Origin of the sequence: Microbacterium sp. STN6 (assembly GCF_026410545.1) — a bacterium.
In the GTDB taxonomy this organism is placed as follows: domain Bacteria; phylum Actinomycetota; class Actinomycetes; order Actinomycetales; family Microbacteriaceae; genus Root112D2.
Genome location: NZ_JAPMIT010000003.1, coordinates 16,613 through 33,324, shown reverse-complemented (window position 1 = coordinate 33,324; position 16,712 = coordinate 16,613). Strand labels below are relative to the sequence as shown.

Annotated in this window: 13 protein-coding genes; 11 read left to right on the top strand and 2 right to left on the bottom strand. The window is 68.3% G+C overall.

Annotation, left to right across the window (positions count from 1 at the left end):
- The first annotated feature begins 59 nt into the window (after positions 1-59).
- On the top strand, positions 60-1,016 hold the full coding sequence (gene pheA, locus OSC27_RS09415) for a prephenate dehydratase (protein ID WP_267181208.1): 957 nt from the start codon (positions 60-62) through the stop codon (positions 1,014-1,016).
- Between the two features lie 97 nt (positions 1,017-1,113).
- Here the strand turns inward: pheA and OSC27_RS09410 are convergent, their stop codons facing one another.
- Positions 1,114-2,331: an ROK family transcriptional regulator gene (locus tag OSC27_RS09410; protein WP_267181207.1), complete on the bottom strand. Its 1,218-nt coding sequence runs from the start codon at positions 2,329-2,331 to the stop codon at positions 1,114-1,116.
- Positions 2,332-2,381: 50 nt separating this feature from the next.
- Between OSC27_RS09410 and OSC27_RS09405 the strand changes: the two genes are divergently transcribed.
- From OSC27_RS09405 to OSC27_RS09370, 8 genes are all read left to right on the top strand, one after another.
- Entirely contained in the window at positions 2,382-4,523 is a 2,142-nt protein-coding gene (locus tag OSC27_RS09405) for an alpha-galactosidase (RefSeq protein WP_267181206.1), read from the top strand.
- A gap of 209 nt (positions 4,524-4,732) precedes the next feature.
- Positions 4,733-6,433: an ABC transporter substrate-binding protein gene (locus tag OSC27_RS09400; protein ID WP_267181205.1), complete on the top strand. Its 1,701-nt coding sequence runs from the start codon at positions 4,733-4,735 to the stop codon at positions 6,431-6,433.
- Between the two features lie 73 nt (positions 6,434-6,506).
- Positions 6,507-7,499, top strand: a complete 993-nt coding sequence (locus OSC27_RS09395; protein WP_267181204.1) for an ABC transporter permease — start codon at positions 6,507-6,509, stop codon at positions 7,497-7,499.
- A 19-nt stretch (positions 7,500-7,518) separates the two neighbouring features.
- The gene (locus OSC27_RS09390; RefSeq protein WP_267181203.1) at positions 7,519-8,511 is read left to right on the top strand and encodes an ABC transporter permease; all 993 of its coding nucleotides are present in this window, start codon (positions 7,519-7,521) and stop codon (positions 8,509-8,511) included.
- Positions 8,508-9,371, top strand: coding sequence for an ABC transporter ATP-binding protein (locus OSC27_RS09385; RefSeq protein ID WP_267181202.1), 864 nt, complete (start codon positions 8,508-8,510; stop codon positions 9,369-9,371). The genes OSC27_RS09390 and OSC27_RS09385 overlap by 4 nt, the downstream gene beginning before the upstream one ends.
- A complete protein-coding gene (locus OSC27_RS09380) occupies positions 9,368-10,165 on the top strand; it encodes an ABC transporter ATP-binding protein (RefSeq protein WP_267181201.1) in 798 nt (265 codons plus the stop codon). Before OSC27_RS09385 ends, OSC27_RS09380 begins: the two co-directional genes overlap by 4 nt.
- Positions 10,162-12,696, top strand: coding sequence for a glycoside hydrolase family 2 protein (locus OSC27_RS09375; RefSeq protein ID WP_267181200.1), 2,535 nt, complete (start codon positions 10,162-10,164; stop codon positions 12,694-12,696). The genes OSC27_RS09380 and OSC27_RS09375 overlap by 4 nt, the downstream gene beginning before the upstream one ends.
- Positions 12,677-13,576 carry a LacI family DNA-binding transcriptional regulator gene (locus OSC27_RS09370; protein WP_267181199.1) on the top strand — a complete coding sequence of 300 codons (900 nt, stop codon included), beginning with the start codon at positions 12,677-12,679 and terminating at the stop codon, positions 13,574-13,576. The genes OSC27_RS09375 and OSC27_RS09370 overlap by 20 nt, the downstream gene beginning before the upstream one ends.
- Here OSC27_RS09370 and OSC27_RS09365 read toward each other — a convergent pair.
- Positions 13,492-14,592 (bottom strand): diacylglycerol/lipid kinase family protein, encoded by a 1,101-nt coding sequence (locus OSC27_RS09365; protein WP_267181198.1) that lies wholly within the window; start codon positions 14,590-14,592, stop codon positions 13,492-13,494. The genes OSC27_RS09370 and OSC27_RS09365 overlap by 85 nt on opposite strands.
- Before the next feature lie 49 nt (positions 14,593-14,641).
- On the opposite strand from OSC27_RS09365, the gene serS reads away from it, so the two are divergent.
- Complete coding sequence (gene serS, locus OSC27_RS09360) at positions 14,642-15,907, top strand: serine--tRNA ligase (protein WP_267181197.1); 1,266 nt, start codon at positions 14,642-14,644, stop codon at positions 15,905-15,907.
- A gap of 1 nt (position 15,908) precedes the next feature.
- Positions 15,909-16,712 (top strand): HAD family hydrolase, encoded by an 804-nt coding sequence (locus OSC27_RS09355; protein ID WP_267181196.1) that lies wholly within the window; start codon positions 15,909-15,911, stop codon positions 16,710-16,712.

Below are 16,712 nucleotides of genomic sequence, written 5' to 3'. Positions count from 1 at the left end.
TTCCTCCTGAACAGTTGCACGCGAGCTGGGTGCGGCGGCGGTGCCTTAAGCTCGGGGGCATGGATCTCAGCCCGGATGCCGCCGCCACATACAGCTTCCTCGGCCCCTCCGGCACGTTCACCGAGGCCGCGCTCGCCCAGGTGCCCGAGGCGGCGGGCAAGAGATGGCGCCCGGTCAACAACGTGGGCGAGGCGCTCGCCGACGTGATCGAGGGCCGCAGCGTCGCCGCCATGGTCGCCATCGAGAACTCGATCGAGGGCGGGGTCTCCGTGGCGCAGGACGCGCTGGCGACCATCCCCGACCTGCGCATCATCGGCGAGTACCTGGTACCGGTGAGCTTCGTGCTCGTGGCGAGGGCAGGCACGAGTCTTGCCGACGTGCGGGCCGTGAACGCGCATCCGGTCGCCTATGCTCAGTGCCACCGCTGGCTCGACGCGAACCTGCCGGGGCACGAGCACATTCCGGCGACGAGCAACGTGGCCGCCGCCGCCGCGTTGAGCGACGAGTCGGCGCCGGGTGGCAGAGCGGATGCCGCGATCGCGCCCCCCAGCATCGTGAACCATCACGACGTCGTGGTGCTCGCCACCGGCATCGGCGACAACGCCAACGCGATGACCCGCTTCGTTCTCGTGGGGCGCCCGCAGGCGCTGCCGCCGCGCACCGGCGCGGACAAGACGAGCATCATCGTCGAGCTGCCGGAGGACGCGCCAGGCACGCTGCTCGGCCTGCTCGAGCAGTTCTCGACGCGCGGGGTCAACATGAGCCTCATCGAGTCGCGCCCCATCGGCGATGCGCTCGGCCGCTACCGGTTCGTCATCGACCTCGACGGCCACATCCACGACGAGCGGGTGGCTGACGCGCTGCTCGGCCTGCGGCGGTTCAGCCCCAACGTGATCTTCCTCGGGTCGTATCCGCGCGCCGATCATCAGGCGGTGCAGTTCGACCAGCGCTACCGCGACGAGGTCTTCACCGACGCGCGCCGGTGGCTCGCCGAGATCCGAGCGGATGCCGGCTGACGAACCCGTCGGCAGCAGGGGGCCTGCGCAGCATCCGCTGGCCCGCTGGCCCGCTGACCTCCTGACCTGCTGACCTCCCGACCTCCCTACCGCCCGATCAGGCGGAGGTCATGGTGACGGCCCGAAGGCTGCGGGGCGAAAGCCTGTCCTGCATCACGAGGGTGGCTGCGCCGATCGCCGCCGCGTCGTACCCGTTGACCGAGGCGCGCACCTCGACCGGATGCGTGAGCCGCGCGAGCGCGCGTGTGCGTAGCGCGTCGCTCAGGTAGCGCACGTAGACCGCGCCCGCCGCCGCGAACGCGCTGCCGGCCAGCACGATGAGCTCGACGTCGAAGAGGTTGGCCAGCGAGACGACGGCCGCCGCGAGGTACTGGGCGGACGACTCGATGAGTTCCGTGGCGACGGCGTCGCCGTGAGCGGCCGCGGTCGCGATCGTCGCGAAATCGGTGGCCACATCGCCGGTCAGACTGAGGGAGAGTTCGCCCTCGGCGGCGCGCAGCACGGCGGCCTCGACGACACGCGCCGGCGTCGCGTAGAGCTCGAGGCATCCGCGATTGCCGCAGGTGCACACCGGGCCGGTCGCGTCGACGGTCAGGTGACCGAGCTCGCCGACGTTCGAACTCGCCCCGCGGTAGATGGTGCCGTCGATCACGATGCCCGAGCCGATGCCCGTTCCCATGTAGATGGAGGCGTACACCGAGTGGCCCTCCGTCGCGCCGAGCCAGTACTCGCCGAGGGCGGCGGCGTCGGCATCGTTGTCCAGCGTGCAGGGGTATCCGGTGGCCGTCGACAGCGCCGAGCGTACCGGGAAGCCGTTCCAGTCCGGCAGGGCTGGCGCCATCGTAATCGTTCCGCGTTCGCGGTCGATCGGGCCGGGGGCGGCAAGGCCGATCCCGACGATCGCGTCGCGGTCCAGACCCAGCCGCTCGATGAGCGAAGCGATGTCAGCGGCCATCCGTGGCACCACACTGATCGGCCCGTCGGAGCCCGCGCCGGCCACCCGCTGGCGACCCACGATGGTGCCAGCGAGGTTCGCGACGACGTAGGTGATGCTCTCCAGGCTCAGGTTCACACCGATCCCGAGGCGCGATGCGGGGTTGATCTCGAGCCGCACGCGTGGTTTGCCGCCCGTCGACTCGGCCCGCCCCGCTTCGACGACCAGGCCGTCGTCGAGGAGTTCGCGCACCACGGTCGAGATGGTCGCTTGCGTGAGCCCGGTTGTCTCGGCGACCTCGACACGGCTGATGGGGCCGGCAGACCGGATGAGATCGAGCACGCGCCCGCGCGAGGAGGGGCGTCTTGTCGGCGTGGCCATACGGCAAGACTAACTTGGGCCGCTTTATAAAGCCGCACTACGCTGGGCCGGTGCGATCCGAAAACGTGGAGCTTGTTCATTTTCGTGCCGCGGGCGTGAGCCTCGCGCTCCGGCTGCCACCAGACGGTCTTCCCGTCGTGCTGCATTGGGGCGGCGACCTCGGAGAGCTGAGCGACGAAGACCTCGTGGCGCTTGCAGCGAACGCGGGCCCGGGCCTGCAGGTGGGCCTGGATGTTCCGGTCGAGGTGGGCGTCGTTCCCGAGAACGGGCGCGGATGGTCGGGCCGGCCCGGGCTGGAGGGGCACCGCCGTGGCGGCGCGGCCTGGTCCCCGCGCCTCGGCGATACGCGCTACCGCATAGACCCCGTGGCGCGAGCGGTTGCCGCGGAGGCCGTCGACCCGGTTGCGGGACTCGCGCTTTCCATTCGGATGCGCCTGGGCACCTCGGGCCTCGTGGCCGCCTCGGCGGAGCTGACGAACACGCGCGAAGACGCCTACGACCTGTCGCGGCTCTGCGTTGCCTTGCCCGTACCCGGCGCGGCCAGCGAGCTGCTCGACCTGGCCGGCCGGTGGTCGAAGGAACGCGTGCCGCAGCGCCGCGCGATCACGGTGGGCACGCACCTGCGCGAGAGCCGCCGCGGCCGCACCGGGGCCGACGCCGCCACGGTGCTGACCGCCGGTACCGCCGGCTTCGGGTTCCGCACCGGCGAGGTGTGGGGCGCCCACGTGGGCTTCAGCGGCAATCACGTGCATGCGCTCGAGCGAGTTTCCGAGGGGATCACCCTGCTTTCCGGCGGCGAACTCCTGCTGCCAGGCGAGGTCTCACTCAGCCAGGGCGAGCGCTACGCGACCCCGGAGATCTCCTTCGCCTATGGCGCGGGGCTCGACGGTCAGGCGGCTCGCTTCCATGCCGAACTGCGGGCGCGGGAGCGGCATCCGCGCAGCCCTCGGCCGGTGGTGCTGAACACCTGGGAGGCGGTCTACTTCGACCACGACCTGCCCACCCTGCTGGCGCTGGCGGATCGCGCCGCCGAGGTCGGTGTCGAGCGTTTCGTGCTCGATGACGGCTGGTTCCTTGGCCGCCGGGACGACACCGCCGGGCTTGGCGACTGGGTGGTTGATACGACCGTCTGGCCGCAGGGCCTGCATCCCCTGGTCCGGCGGGTTCGCGAGCACGGCATGCAGTTCGGGCTGTGGTTCGAGCCCGAGATGGTGAGCCCGCGCTCGACGCTTGCCCGCGAGCATCCGGAATGGATCATGCAGCCCGAGGGTCGGCTGCCGTTCGAGGCTCGCCATCAGCAGGTGCTGAACCTCGGCATCGACGAGGCGTGGCAGCACATCTTCGACGCCATCTCGTCGCTCGTCAACGAATATGCCATCGACTTCATCAAATGGGACCACAACCGGGACCTGCTCGAAGCCGGCTCTGCGCTCACCGGCCGTGCGGCCGTGCATGAGCAGACGCTCGCGGTCTATCGGCTGATGGATGCGCTGCGCGCCGCTCAACCATCTCTGGAGATCGAGTCGTGCTCGTCGGGTGGGGCTCGGGTGGATCTGGGCGTGCTGCAGCGCACCGACCGCGTCTGGGCGAGCGACTGCATCGACCCGCTCGAACGGCAGCAGATTCTGCGCTGGAGTGCACAGCTGCTGCCGCCGGAGCTCGTCGGCAGCCACATCGGTGCGCCGACCTCGCACACGACGGGACGCACGCACGACCTCTCGTTCAGGGCGGCGACCGCCCTCTTCGGCCACCTGGGAATCGAGTGGGACATCGCCTCGGCCACCGACGAGGAGCGTCGCGAACTGGCCGAGTGGATTGCGCTATACAAACGCCTCCGCCCGCTGCTGCATACGGGCACGGTCGTGCGCGTCGACGAGCCAGGCGACGAACTCTTCGTCAGCGGCATCGTGGCCCCCGAGCGCGACGAAGCCCTCTTCTCCTTCGCCATGCTTGCGCGGCCGGGCAGCTGGCCGCCCGGGCTCGCGCGCATCCCTGGGCTCGACGCTCAGCGCCGCTATCGCGTGCGCGTGGTGGGCGGGAGCACGCCGCTCGCTCTCGACGGCGCAGCTCCCGCGTGGTGCAGCGGTGAGGGCATCGTGCTCACGGGGCGGACGTTGGCCGAAGCCGGCTTGCCTGTGCCGCCGCTGCGCGCGGAGCACGCGGCGCTTGCCCACCTGCGCGCGCTCGATTGAGGTGCATGGCCAGCCCACCTGCGCCCGCTCGACCGAGGTGCGGCCGGCCCGCCTTCGCGCAGCTTCCCGTGCGCCATCAATGGTAAACATTCGATAACTAACTTGACCGAGATAATAAAGTCGTCTAAGAAAGATTCAGCACATCTCCAGACCAGGTCGACGAGGTGGGCCGTTTGTATTCCTGCATGCATGATGACGAAGGGTCAAAGATGTCTCTCAGATCAAGGCGGAAACTCCTCATCGGAGCTGTCGCGGTCGTGGCAGCCGGCGCGCTCACCCTCTCAGGGTGTTCGGCCGGCTCCAGCGGCAAGAACAACAGCAAGGGCACAACGTCGGTGACGGTGTTCGACGGTCGAGTCGGCAACTTCACCGAGAACTTCAATCCGCTCAACAACACCGGCAGCTACCTGTCTCCCACCAACGGCGTGCTCTATGAGCCGCTCTTCTACTACAACAAGGCCCGCGCGGAGAAGCCCGTTCCGCTGCTCGGCACCAGCTTCAAATGGAACGACGACGGCACCGAGCTCACGGTGGGCATTCGTCAGGGCGTCAAGTGGTCGAACGGCAAGCCCGAGAGCGCCGACGATGTCGTCTACAGCCTCAACCTCGTCTCGAACAACCCTGGCCTGAACACGTCAGGGATCAAGTGGACCGCGAAGAAGGTCGACGACAAGACCGTCGTCATCGACTTCCCCTCCACCTCGTTCACCCTTGAGCCTCAGGTGCTCGGCAACGAGCCGATCGTGCCGCAGAGCATCTGGAAGAACATCTCCGACCCGACCAAGACGACCAACACGAAGCCCGTCGGCACCGGCCCGTACATGCTCAAGAGCTACACGCCGCAGAGCTATGTGCTCGAGAAGAACCCGTACTACTGGGGCACGGGCGACACCGCCCCCAAGGTCGACCAGGTTCGCTACATCTCCCTGGCGAACGCGGATGCCGCGACCTCGGCTCTCGAGTCTGGTCAGGTCGACTACATGGGCGGCTTCCTGCCCACGCTGAAGGACATCGTCGCCAAGCACAAGAACCTCTCTTACTCCAACTCACCGCAGGCGACCACCGCGATCTTCACGTGCGCGAACGCCTCGATGGGCTGCGAGGGGCCGCAGACGGATCCTGCCGTGCGCCAGGCGATGTACTACGCGATGGACCGCACACAGCTGAACACCCAGGCGCTGAAGGGATTCGGCCTGTCCGCCTCCCCGACGCTGATCCTCAACACGGTGAACAAGAGCCAGATCACCAGCCCTGACTACATGACCGTGCCGCAGAAGGCCGACGCTGACAAGGCAAAGAGCATCCTCAAGGACGCCGGCTGGAGTCTGGGCTCGAACGGCTACTTCACCAAGGATGGCAAGGAACTCGACCTGAGCATCAACGTGGTTTCGGGCTGGACCGACTATGACACGGTGTGCACGCTGCTGAAGGGCCAGTTCAAGGAGGCCGGAATCAACCTCTCGGTCAACCAGACGGCCCAGAACTCGTGGACTCAGGCCGAGATCTCCGGCAAGTACCAGCTCTCGCTGAACTCGATCAACATGGGCGTCTCTTCGAACCCGTACTTCCAGTACAGCAGCTACCTCGCCTCCTCGGCGACCGCGAAGGTCGGTGGCTCCGCCACCACCAACGTTTCCCGGTTCTCCGACCCGGCTGTCGACGCCGCGATCAACACGCTGGCAACGACGAATGACGAATCGGCGCAGCAGGCTGCATACAAGACGATCCAGGACACGATCGTCAAGCAGATGCCCTACATTCCGATCTATGTCAACCAGGCGCTCGCCGAGTACAACAACTCGCGTGCAACCGGATGGCCTAGCCAGGACAACCAGTACGCCTTCCCGCTCCCGTGGGGTGGCAACTGGGGTGTCGGAATCGTGCTGAAGTCGGCTCGACCGGTCAAGTAGCCCGCGAGAGACGCGGTGGTCGGGCGGCAGCACAAACCGCCCGGCCACCCGCTCACGGAAGAGCAGAGGAAAGATGCGGTTCTACCTGCAGAAGATCGCGTTCTACGTCGTCGCCCTCTGGGCGGCCGTGACGCTGAATTTCGTCATCCCCCGGCTGATGCCGGGCAATCCCGTCGACGTCATCATCTCGAAGATGGGCGCGGCGGGGCAGCCGGTCACGTCCGGCACGCGTCACGCCCTTGAGGTCGAACTGGGCGGCGGGGGCGGCGGCAACGTCTTCGCCCAGTACGGCGAGTACATCGTCAACCTGTTGCACGGCAACCTCGGTGTCTCGCTGGTCGATTACCCCGAGAAGGTCACCTCGGTCATCGCCCAGGCGCTGCCGTGGACGATCGCGCTGGTCGGGCTGGCTACCGTCATCTCCTTCATCCTCGGGGTCGGCCTCGGCATGTTCGCCGGCTGGAAGCGCGGCTCGTGGCTCGACAACCTGATCCCCGTGACCACCATGTTCCAGGCGGTGCCGTACTTCTGGCTCGCCCTCATCCTCGTGCTGGTGCTCACCCGGGTCGTTTCGATCTTCCCGTACGCGGGCGGCTACGACGTGGCGGCCACGATGCCGGGACTCTCGTGGGGTTTCATCGGCAGCGCCCTCTACTACGGCACGCTGCCTGCGCTCACCATCGTGATCTCGTCGATCGGTGGCTGGATGCTCGGTATGCGCAACATGATGGTCTCCACGCTGTCGGAGGACTACATCGTCACGGCCGAGGCGAAGGGGCTCAACCCGCGACGGGTTCGCATGACGTACGCAGCGCGCAACGCCGTGCTTCCGTCACTCTCGGGCTTTGCGATCTCGCTGGGGTTCGTGGTCGCCGGATCCATCGTCACCGAGCAGGTGTTCAGCTACCCCGGCATCGGCCAGCTGCTGTTCACGGCCGTGACCAACAACGACTATTCGCTGATGCAGGGAACATTCCTGGTGATCTCGGTCTCCGTGCTGGCCGCCAACCTGGTGGTCGACGTTCTGTACGGCATCATCGACCCCCGAACGCGAGCGCGTTCCTGACATGAGGAGTGATGACAACGTGACGACAACAACAGTCTCACTCGACGAACCGGCGTCCGAGACCCGGCCGCCCATCGAGGAGCGCCCGGCGAGCCGCCGCAGGCTCAACGGGGTTCTGCCGAGCCTCTCACCGAAGCTCGTGGTCGGCCTCGCCCTCGCTGCGCTGATCGTGCTGTGGGCGATCGTCGGGCCGTTCCTGGTGGGCGACCCGAACGCGATCAGTACCAACATGTTCGCGTTTCCGAACGGTCAGCACTGGCTCGGCACCACGCAGACGGGGCAGGATGTCTGGACCCAGCTTGCGTACGGCACCCGCGGTTCCCTGATCATCGGCTTCGCGGTCGGCATCATGGCCACCGTGCTCTCCGCGATCTTCGGGGTGCTTGGTGCGTACATCGGCGGGGCGATCGATGAGGGCTTCTCCCTCTTCACCAACGTGTTCCTCGTCATCCCGGGCCTGCCGCTGGTGATCGTGATCGGCAACTACGTGCCCGAGAGCCAGCGCGGGCTCTTCCTCATCGCCGTCGTACTGGCGATCACAAGCTGGGCAGGGTCTGCACGTGTCCTGCGGGCGGTGACGCTGAGTGTTCGCAACCGAGACTACGTATCCGCATCACGTGTCTCGGGCGAGAAGACCTGGCGCATCCTCGTTGTGGAGATCCTGCCCAACCTCATCCCCGTCATGGCCTCGCAATTCGTGTTCGCCGTCATCTTCGCGATCCTCGGCGAGGCGGGGCTGTCGTTCCTCGGTCTCGGCGCGAGCGGCACCTTCACGCTCGGCACGATCCTGTTCCATGCATACAACGACCTCGCCCTCACGCAGGGAGCGTGGTGGTGGTTCGTTCCACCGGGCCTCGTGATCGCGCTGTTCGGCTGTGCGCTTTCGCTGATCAACTTCGCCATCGACGAGATCATCAACCCGAAGCTTCGCGACCAGACCCGCTCGGCGCGCAAGCGCTGGAACCTGACGCGCGACCAGCTCAAGGCCATCGAACAGGAGGACGTGCGGTGATCCCCCGACACGAAGCGGACCCGGTGCTGACCATCGACGACTTCAGCGTCGACTACCTCGCGGAAACAACCGTGCATGCGGTCAAGCACGTGAGCCTCACGCTCGGCCGAGGCGAGATCCTCGGGCTGGCGGGGGAGAGCGGATGCGGCAAGACCACTCTCGCGTACGGCGTGAACCGCCTGCTGAAGCCGCCAGCCATGATCACCAGCGGCAGCGCGCACTTCCACTCTCGCGAGGGGTACACCATCGACCTCGGCTCCCTGGAGGGCAAGGACCTTCGGGCGTTCCGCTGGGACAAGATCTCGATGGTGTTCCAGGGAGCGATGAACTCGCTGAACCCGGTCATCAACGTTGAGGCGCAGCTCGCAGACATCTTCACTGCCCACCGGCCAGAGATGAAGAAGGCCGAGCGCCACCGGCTCTGCGGCGACCTGCTGGAGAGGGTCGGCGTCGATCGCTCCCGGCTGCGGGCGTTTCCGCACGAGCTCTCGGGGGGAATGCGCCAGCGGGTGATGATCGCGATGGCGATGGCGCTCGACCCGCAGGTGATGATCATGGACGAGCCGACGACCGCCCTCGACGTCGTCGTTCAGCGCGAGATCCTGCGCGAGATCACCCGCCTGCGCGAGGAGCTCGGCTTCGCGGCCATCTTCATCACCCACGACCTGCCGCTGCTGCTGGAGATCAGCGACCGCATCGCGGTGATGCGGGCCGGCGAGATCGTCGAGCTGAATGAATCGGTCGAGCTCTACACAAACCCGAAGAACGACTACACCAAGCAGCTGCTCGCATCGTTCCCCAGCCTCACCGGGGAACGCGGCGACTTCATTCGCACCGGCTCGATGGGAGGGGCGGCATGAGCACCCTGGAATTCCGCAATGTGGTCAAGGAGTACACGCTGCGCGGCGGCTGGCGCGGGTCAACGCTCACGGCGGTCAACGACGTCAGCTTCCGCCTCGATTCGGGCAAGACCATCGCCCTGGTCGGCCAGTCGGGCAGCGGCAAGTCGACGATCGCCAAGCTGCTGATGCAGATGGAGCGCCCCACCTCGGGCGAGATCCTGCTCGACGGCCAACCCATCCGCCGGCACGGCTCCGGCCTCCGCGCCTACCGTAGGCATGTGCAGATGGTCTTCCAGGATCCGTTCGCCTCGCTCAACCCATTCCACTCGATCGGCCACCACCTGGCGCGCCCGCTGCTGCTGCACAAGAAGGCGCGCACCCGGCAGGAGCTGCGTGAGAGCGTGCTTGGCCTGCTCGAGCGCGTGCAGCTGACGCCCGCCGAGTCGTACATCGACCGCCGGCCGCACGAGCTCTCCGGCGGGCAGCGCCAGCGCGTGGCCATTGCCAGGGCGCTCGCGCCCGAGCCCAGCATCCTCGTCGCTGACGAGCCGGTCTCGATGCTCGACGTCTCCATTCGCCTCGGGGTGCTCAACCTGTTGGCTTCCCTGCAGCGGGAGGAGGATCTTGGTGTGCTCTACATCACCCACGACCTGGCAACCGCCCGGCACTTCTCCGATGAGATCCTCGTGATGTTCAAGGGCAGCATCGTGGAGCACGGCCCCGCAGACGACGTGATCCTGAACCCGCAGCACGAATACACCAAGCTCCTGGCCGAAGCGGCCCCCAACCCCGAAAAGAGAGTGCACGCGTGAGTGTTCTGTCCCTCGATTCCGACGCCGGAACGACCTGGAGCCTGCGGGCGACGGCCGGCCCGGTGCCTGCCGAGCTGGCGTCGCTGATGGCAGAGTCCGTGCCCGCGACGGTACCGGGCGAGGTGCAGACCGACCTGATGGCGGCCGGGCTGATCCCCGATCCCTTCGACGGCGACAACGAGAGCCGCACCGCGTGGATCGGCTACTGCGACTGGCAGTACAGCACCACCTTCACCTGGCACGCCGACGGCGAGGCCCGCCACGATCTCGTGGCAGACGGCCTCGACACGGCGGCGAGCATCCGCCTCAATGGTCGCGAGGTGGCGCGCACGCAGAACCAGCACCGCTCCTACCGCTTCGAGGTGGGCGGGTTTCTCGTCGACGGCGAGAACGAGCTCGTGGTCGAGTTCCGCTCACCCATCGAGTTCGCGCGGGAGCAGGAGAAGGTTCTCGGTGCGCTGCCGACCGTCATGCACCACCCGTTCAACGCCATTCGCAAGATGGCGAGCAACTTCGGCTGGGACTGGGGCATCGACGTCTCGTCAAGCGGCATCTGGAAGTCGATGCGCCTCGAGTCGTGGAGCGTCGTGCGCATCGCCTCGGTTCGCCCGCTCATCGCGGTCGAGGGCGGCAGCGGCACGCTGACGGCGCACGTCGGCCTCGAATGGGCGGATGCCGGCACCGGCCGCGCCGGCGCCGGTTCCGCGGCGGCCCCCGACACTCGGCAGCGACCCGCCGGTGGCCCTGCCGCGGGCGGGCAGAGCGTGACCGTCACGGTGGCGGGGCAGACGGCGACCGCGAGCGTGCTCGCGGGCGACGCATCCGTCGTCGTGGGGGTCGAGGCGGGCGCGGTCGAGTTGTGGTGGCCGCGCGGCCACGGCGCCCAGCCGCTCTACCCGGTCGAGGTCGCTGTCGCCGACGACGTGTGGCGGGGGCGCGTGGGTTTCCGCACGGTCGAGATCGACACGGCGCCCGATGAGCACGGCAGCGCGTTCACGTTCGTCGTCAACGGCAAACGCGTCTTCGTGCGAGGGGCCAACTGGATTCCCGACGATGCGTTCCTCACGCGCATGACCCGCGAGCGCTATCGCAGCGCGATTGCCGACGCCGTCGACGCGAACATGAACCTGCTGCGCGTGTGGGGCGGCGGCATCTACGAGAGCGACGACTTCTACGACGCGTGCGACGAGGCCGGCGTGCTCGTGTGGCAGGATTTCCTGTTCGCGTGTGCGGCCTACGCCGAGGAAGACCCGCTTCGCACCGAGGTCGAGGCTGAGGCGCGCGAGGCCATCACCCGCCTCAGCGCGCACCCGAGCCTGGCGCTCTGGAACGGCTGCAACGAGAACATCTGGGGCTACCTCGAGTGGGGCTGGCGCCCGCAGCTCGCCGGCCGCACGTGGGGCGAGGGCTACTACGTCGACCTGCTGCCCTCGCTCGTCGCCGAGCTCGACCCCACCCGGCCGTATTCGCCGGGCAGCCCCTTCTCGTTCACGCGCTACGCGCATCCGAACGACGAACGCCTCGGCACCATGCACATCTGGGATGTCTGGAACGAGCGCGACTACAGCGTGTACGGCGACTACCGGCCGCGCTTCGCCTCCGAGTTCGGCTTCCAGGGCCCGCCCGCGTACTCGACCCTCACCGAGGTTGTGCACGACGAGCCGCTCGAACCGTACGGCCCGCAGCTGCTCGTGCACCAGAAGGCGGCCGACGGCAACCTGAAGCTCGAGCGCGGCCTCGGCGCTCACCTGCCCCAGCCCCGGGACTTCGACGAGTGGCACTGGGCGACCCAGCTCAACCAGGCGAGAGCGGTCGCGTTCGGCATCGAGCACTTCCGCTCGCTCTACCCGCTGAACCAGGGAGCCATCGTGTGGCAGCTCAACGACGACTGGCCCGTCGTCTCGTGGGCCGCCGTCGACTCGCACGGCCACCGCAAACCGCTCTGGCATGCCCTGCGCCGGGTCTATGCCGACCGGCTCCTCACCATTCAGCCAGCGGATGCCGGCCTCGCGCTCGTGGCCCACAACGACGCGGATGCGCCCTGGCGCGCCACCGTCACGATCGAGCGCCGGGCCGTCGACGGCACCGGCTCGCTCGCCACCCAGACGGTGCAGCTCGACGCCCCGCCGCGCGGCATCGCCCACATCGTGATCGAGGCGGATGCCGCCACCGCCGCCGACGCCGGCCGCGAGCTCCTTCGGGCGAGCGCCGACGACGGCAGCGGCCCCGCGTGGTGGTTCTTCGTGGAGGACCCCGAGCTCGAACTCGCCGGGCTGCGGGACGCGCTTCAGGCATCCGCTCGTCGTACCGAGACCGGCTACGAGGTGAGGGTCACCGCTCGCTCGCTCGTGAAAGACCTCACGCTGCAGGCCGACCGGCTCGACCCGCGCGCCCGGGTCGACAGCGCGCTGATCACGCTGCAGGCGGGCGAGACGCACACGTTCGTCGTCACCAGCGACGCCGCTCTCGAGCCCGAGCGGCTGCTCGCATTCCCAGTGTTATGTTCGGTCAATGACCTCGTCACCGCGTAGTGTGGCCGCCGCCCACGCGGTCGGGCTGTGCCTGCACAGGCCGCGTCGTCGGGTGCCGCTCGAACCGTTCTGGACCCAGTTCATGCGCGGCGCCGAGAGGGTGCTCGCCGACCGCGGGTTCTCGCTGACGCTGCAGGTCGTCGTCGACTTCGACGAGGAGATCGCCACGTACCGTCGGTGGCGCGAGACGGGGCAGATCGCCGGGGTGATCGTGGCCGACCTCGTCGACGACGACGGCCGGCTGCCCGTGCTGCGCGAGCTCGGCCTGCCCTCGCTGCTGCTCGCGCCTGACGATTTCACCGCTGACCTTGCCACCGTGTCGACCGAGGCGACCATGACCATGCACTTTGTCATGGAGCACCTCGCCGCCCACGGGCACCAATCGGTCGCCCGCGTCACCGGCCCGCCGACGTTCCTGCACACGCGCGAGCGCGACGCCGAATTCACCGCCGAGGCGGCCAGGCTCGGGATGCGCGTGACAACGCTCGCCTGCGATTACACCGCGGACGGTGGTGCCTCCGCGACGAGCCGGGTACTCGCGCTGGCAGACCGGCCGACCGCCGTCATCTACGACAACGACGTCATGGCGCTCGCCGGCGTCACGGTGATGCGCGAAGCCGGCCTGGCCGTGCCGCACGACATCGCCGTCATCGCGTGGGACGACTCGATTCAGTGCCAGCTCGCGAGCCCGCCGCTGACGGCGACCGCGCGAGATCTTGTCGCCTACGGCGCGCTCGCCGCCCGCGGTCTGCTCGACGTGCTCGACGGCCTGCCGCCGACGCACCGCCGCTCGAGTCAGCCGGTGCTCGTCGTGCGCGCATCGTCTGACGCCGCGCTCGCCGTCTCGACGGAGGGCGCGCTCGACGCGACCGCCGGCTGAGGCACCTTCACGATGAGGGCTCCGGCATCCACCGTGAATCGCAGCGTCGTTGCCTCGCCCACCGCGTCGCCGTCGAGCTCGAACGGTTGCGCCTCGCCCACGCTGATCTCGACACTCGGCCCGCGCAGGTAGCTGATCGTGCGCCGCTTATCGGGCCCAGAGAAGCGGATGATGCTCCGCCCCAGGGCGGAGCGGCGCAGCACCCGGTTCTCCCACACCACACGCCGCCAGATCAGCAGCCAGCCGAAGAGCGTCTTGGGTTGCAGCATCGCGATGTCGAGCTCGCCGTCGTCGACGAGCGCGTCGGGGAACAGTTCGATGTTGCCGGGCAGCCTGCCGCAATTGGCGACGAGAATGGTGCTCACGTGCGCGGTACGCGGCTCGCCGTCGCCGATCGAATAGCGGATGCGCACCTTCTCGAGCGAGGGAAGCGACCGCACGCCACCATCCACGTACGCGAGCCAGCCGACCTTCGCCTTCAGCGCGGAACTCGTCTTCGCCATCATCGCGGCGTCGATGCCGAGGCCCGCCATGACGAGGAAGCAGTACTGGCGCTCGTCGCTGCTGTCGCTGCTGTCGCTGCTGCCGCCGTTGTCGCTGCTGCCGCCGATCGCGGTCAGCACGCCGAGGTCGATCGAGCGCTCGGCGTCGCCGAACGCGATCGCGGCCGAGGCATCCAGGCTCGACAGAGGCATGTCGAGGTTGCGCGCGAGCAGGTTGCCCGTGCCGACGGGGACCACCGCGAGCGGCACCCGCGAGTCTCGCAGACCCTCGGCGACCGCGCGCACGGTGCCGTCCCCGCCGGCGGCGATGATGACGGAGGCGCCACCGGCGACGGCGTTCCGGGCAGCCTGCTGCCCGGCATCCTCAGTCGTGGTCTCGATCCACCTCGACGCAGACCAGCCTGCGCGCATCGCCTCACGCTCGATCGCGTCGCGCAGTCGGCCCAGGTCGACCTTGATGGGGTTGTAGACGACGGCCGCGTGCCGGTTGCTGCTGTCGGGCTGCGCTCTCACGCTCTCACGCTACCCGGCGGCGGCCCCGGCTCGCCCATAGACTTGCAGGGTGATCGATCCCGTTCTGCTCCGCGAAGACCCCGACGTGATCCGCCGCTCGCAGGAGGCCAGGGGCGAGTCCGTGGCTCTTGTCGACGACGCGCTCGCCGCCGATGTTCAGCGGCGTGCGGCCATCACCGCGTTCGAAGCCCTGCGCGCCGAGCAGAACCAGTTCGGTAAGCGCGTGGCCACGGCGCCGAAAGACGAGAAGAAGCAGCTGGTCGCCGAGGCGCAGCAGCTGGCCGCACAGGTGAAGGATGCGCAGCAGGCCGCCGCCGAGGCCGAGAGCCGCTTCGGCGAGGCGATCCGCCGACTGGGCAACCCCGTGATCGAGGGCGTGCCGGCCGGCGGTGAGGAGAACTTCGTCACGCTGCGCACGGTGGGCGAGAAGCCGAGCTTCGACTTCGAGCCACGCGACCATCTCGAGATCGGCGAGGCCCTCGACGCCATCGACATGGCGCGCGGGGCGAAGGTCTCGGGAGCGCGCTTCTACTTTCTGAAGGGCGTCGGCGCGAGGCTCGAGCTGGCGCTCATGAACTACGCGCTCGACACGGCGCTCGCGGCCGGATTCACGCCACTCATCACGCCCACGCTCGTCAAGCCCGAAATCATGCAGGGCACCGGGTTCCTCGGGGCGCACGCCGACGAGATCTACCACCTGCCGGCCGACGACCTCTATCTCACCGGCACGAGCGAGGTTGCGCTCGCCGGCTATCACGCCGACGAGATCCTCGATCTCTCGGCAGGGCCGCTGCGGTACGCCGGCTGGTCCACGTGCTACCGGCGCGAGGCGGGCTCGGGCGGCAAGGACACGCGCGGCATCATCCGCGTGCACCAGTTCAACAAGCTCGAGATGTTCGTCTACACGCTGCCCGAGGAGGCCGAGGCGGAGCACGAGCGCCTGGTCGGCTGGCAGGAGCAGATGCTCGGCTCGCTCGAGCTGGCGTACCGAGTCATCGACGTCGCGGCGGGCGACCTGGGTTCGAGCGCGGCGCGCAAGTTCGACATCGAGGCGTGGGTGCCGACGCAAGACGCGTATCGCGAGCTCACCTCCACCTCCAATTGCACGACGTTCCAGGCGCGCCGACTCGAGACCCGCTACCGCACCGAGAGCGGAAAGACCGCACCCGTCGCGACCCTGAACGGCACGCTGGCCACCACGCGCTGGCTCGTCGCCATTCTCGAGACGCACCAGCAGGCTGACGGCTCCGTCGTCGTTCCTGAGGCGCTTCGCCCCTACCTCGGAGGGCTCGAGCGGCTCGAGCCGGTGGCCTGACGTGGCGGCGCCGCGCCAGCTGATCGCGATCGACGTCGACGGCACTCTCATCCACGAGGACGAGTCGATCAGCGAGGTCGTCGTCGAGCAGGTTCTGCGTGTACGCGAGGCCGGCCACGAGATCATGCTCGCCACCGGGCGCAGCTGGGAGTCGGCCGGCCCCATCATGCAGCGCATCGGCCTCGACTCCGAGTACGTGGTGTGCGCGAACGGCGCGCTCACCATGAAGCGCGACGCCGACGAACCCGACGGCTACCGGCGCCACCACGTCGAGACGTTCGACCCCACCGAGGTGCTCGAAACCATCCGCCCCGCCCTGCCGACGGGCAGCTTCATGGTCGAAGACGCCACCGGCTTCCGCCGCTATACCGAGGGCATGACCGACTGGGAACTCACGCACGCCGAGCAGGTGCCGTTCGAGCAGCTCGCCGTGCACCCGGCCACGCGCGTCGTCGTGGTCTCGCCGCAGCACGACGAAGAGGAGTTCCTCGACATCGTCGAACGCATGGGCCTGCACAAGGTCAGCTACTCCATCGGCTGGACCGCCTGGCTCGACATCGCGCCAGACGGCGTCAACAAGGCCACCGCCCTCGAGCGGGTGCGCGGCTGGCTTGAGATCCCGAACACGCGTGTCGTCGCCGTCGGCGACGGCCGCAACGATATCGACATGCTGCGGTGGGCTGCCGCTGCCGGTCGTGGCGTCGCCATGGGGCACGCCCCCGACGAGGTGAAGCGCGCGGCGAGTGAGGTCACCGCATCCGTCGACAATGACGGCGTGGCGCGCCTGCTCGAGTCGATCTCTTAA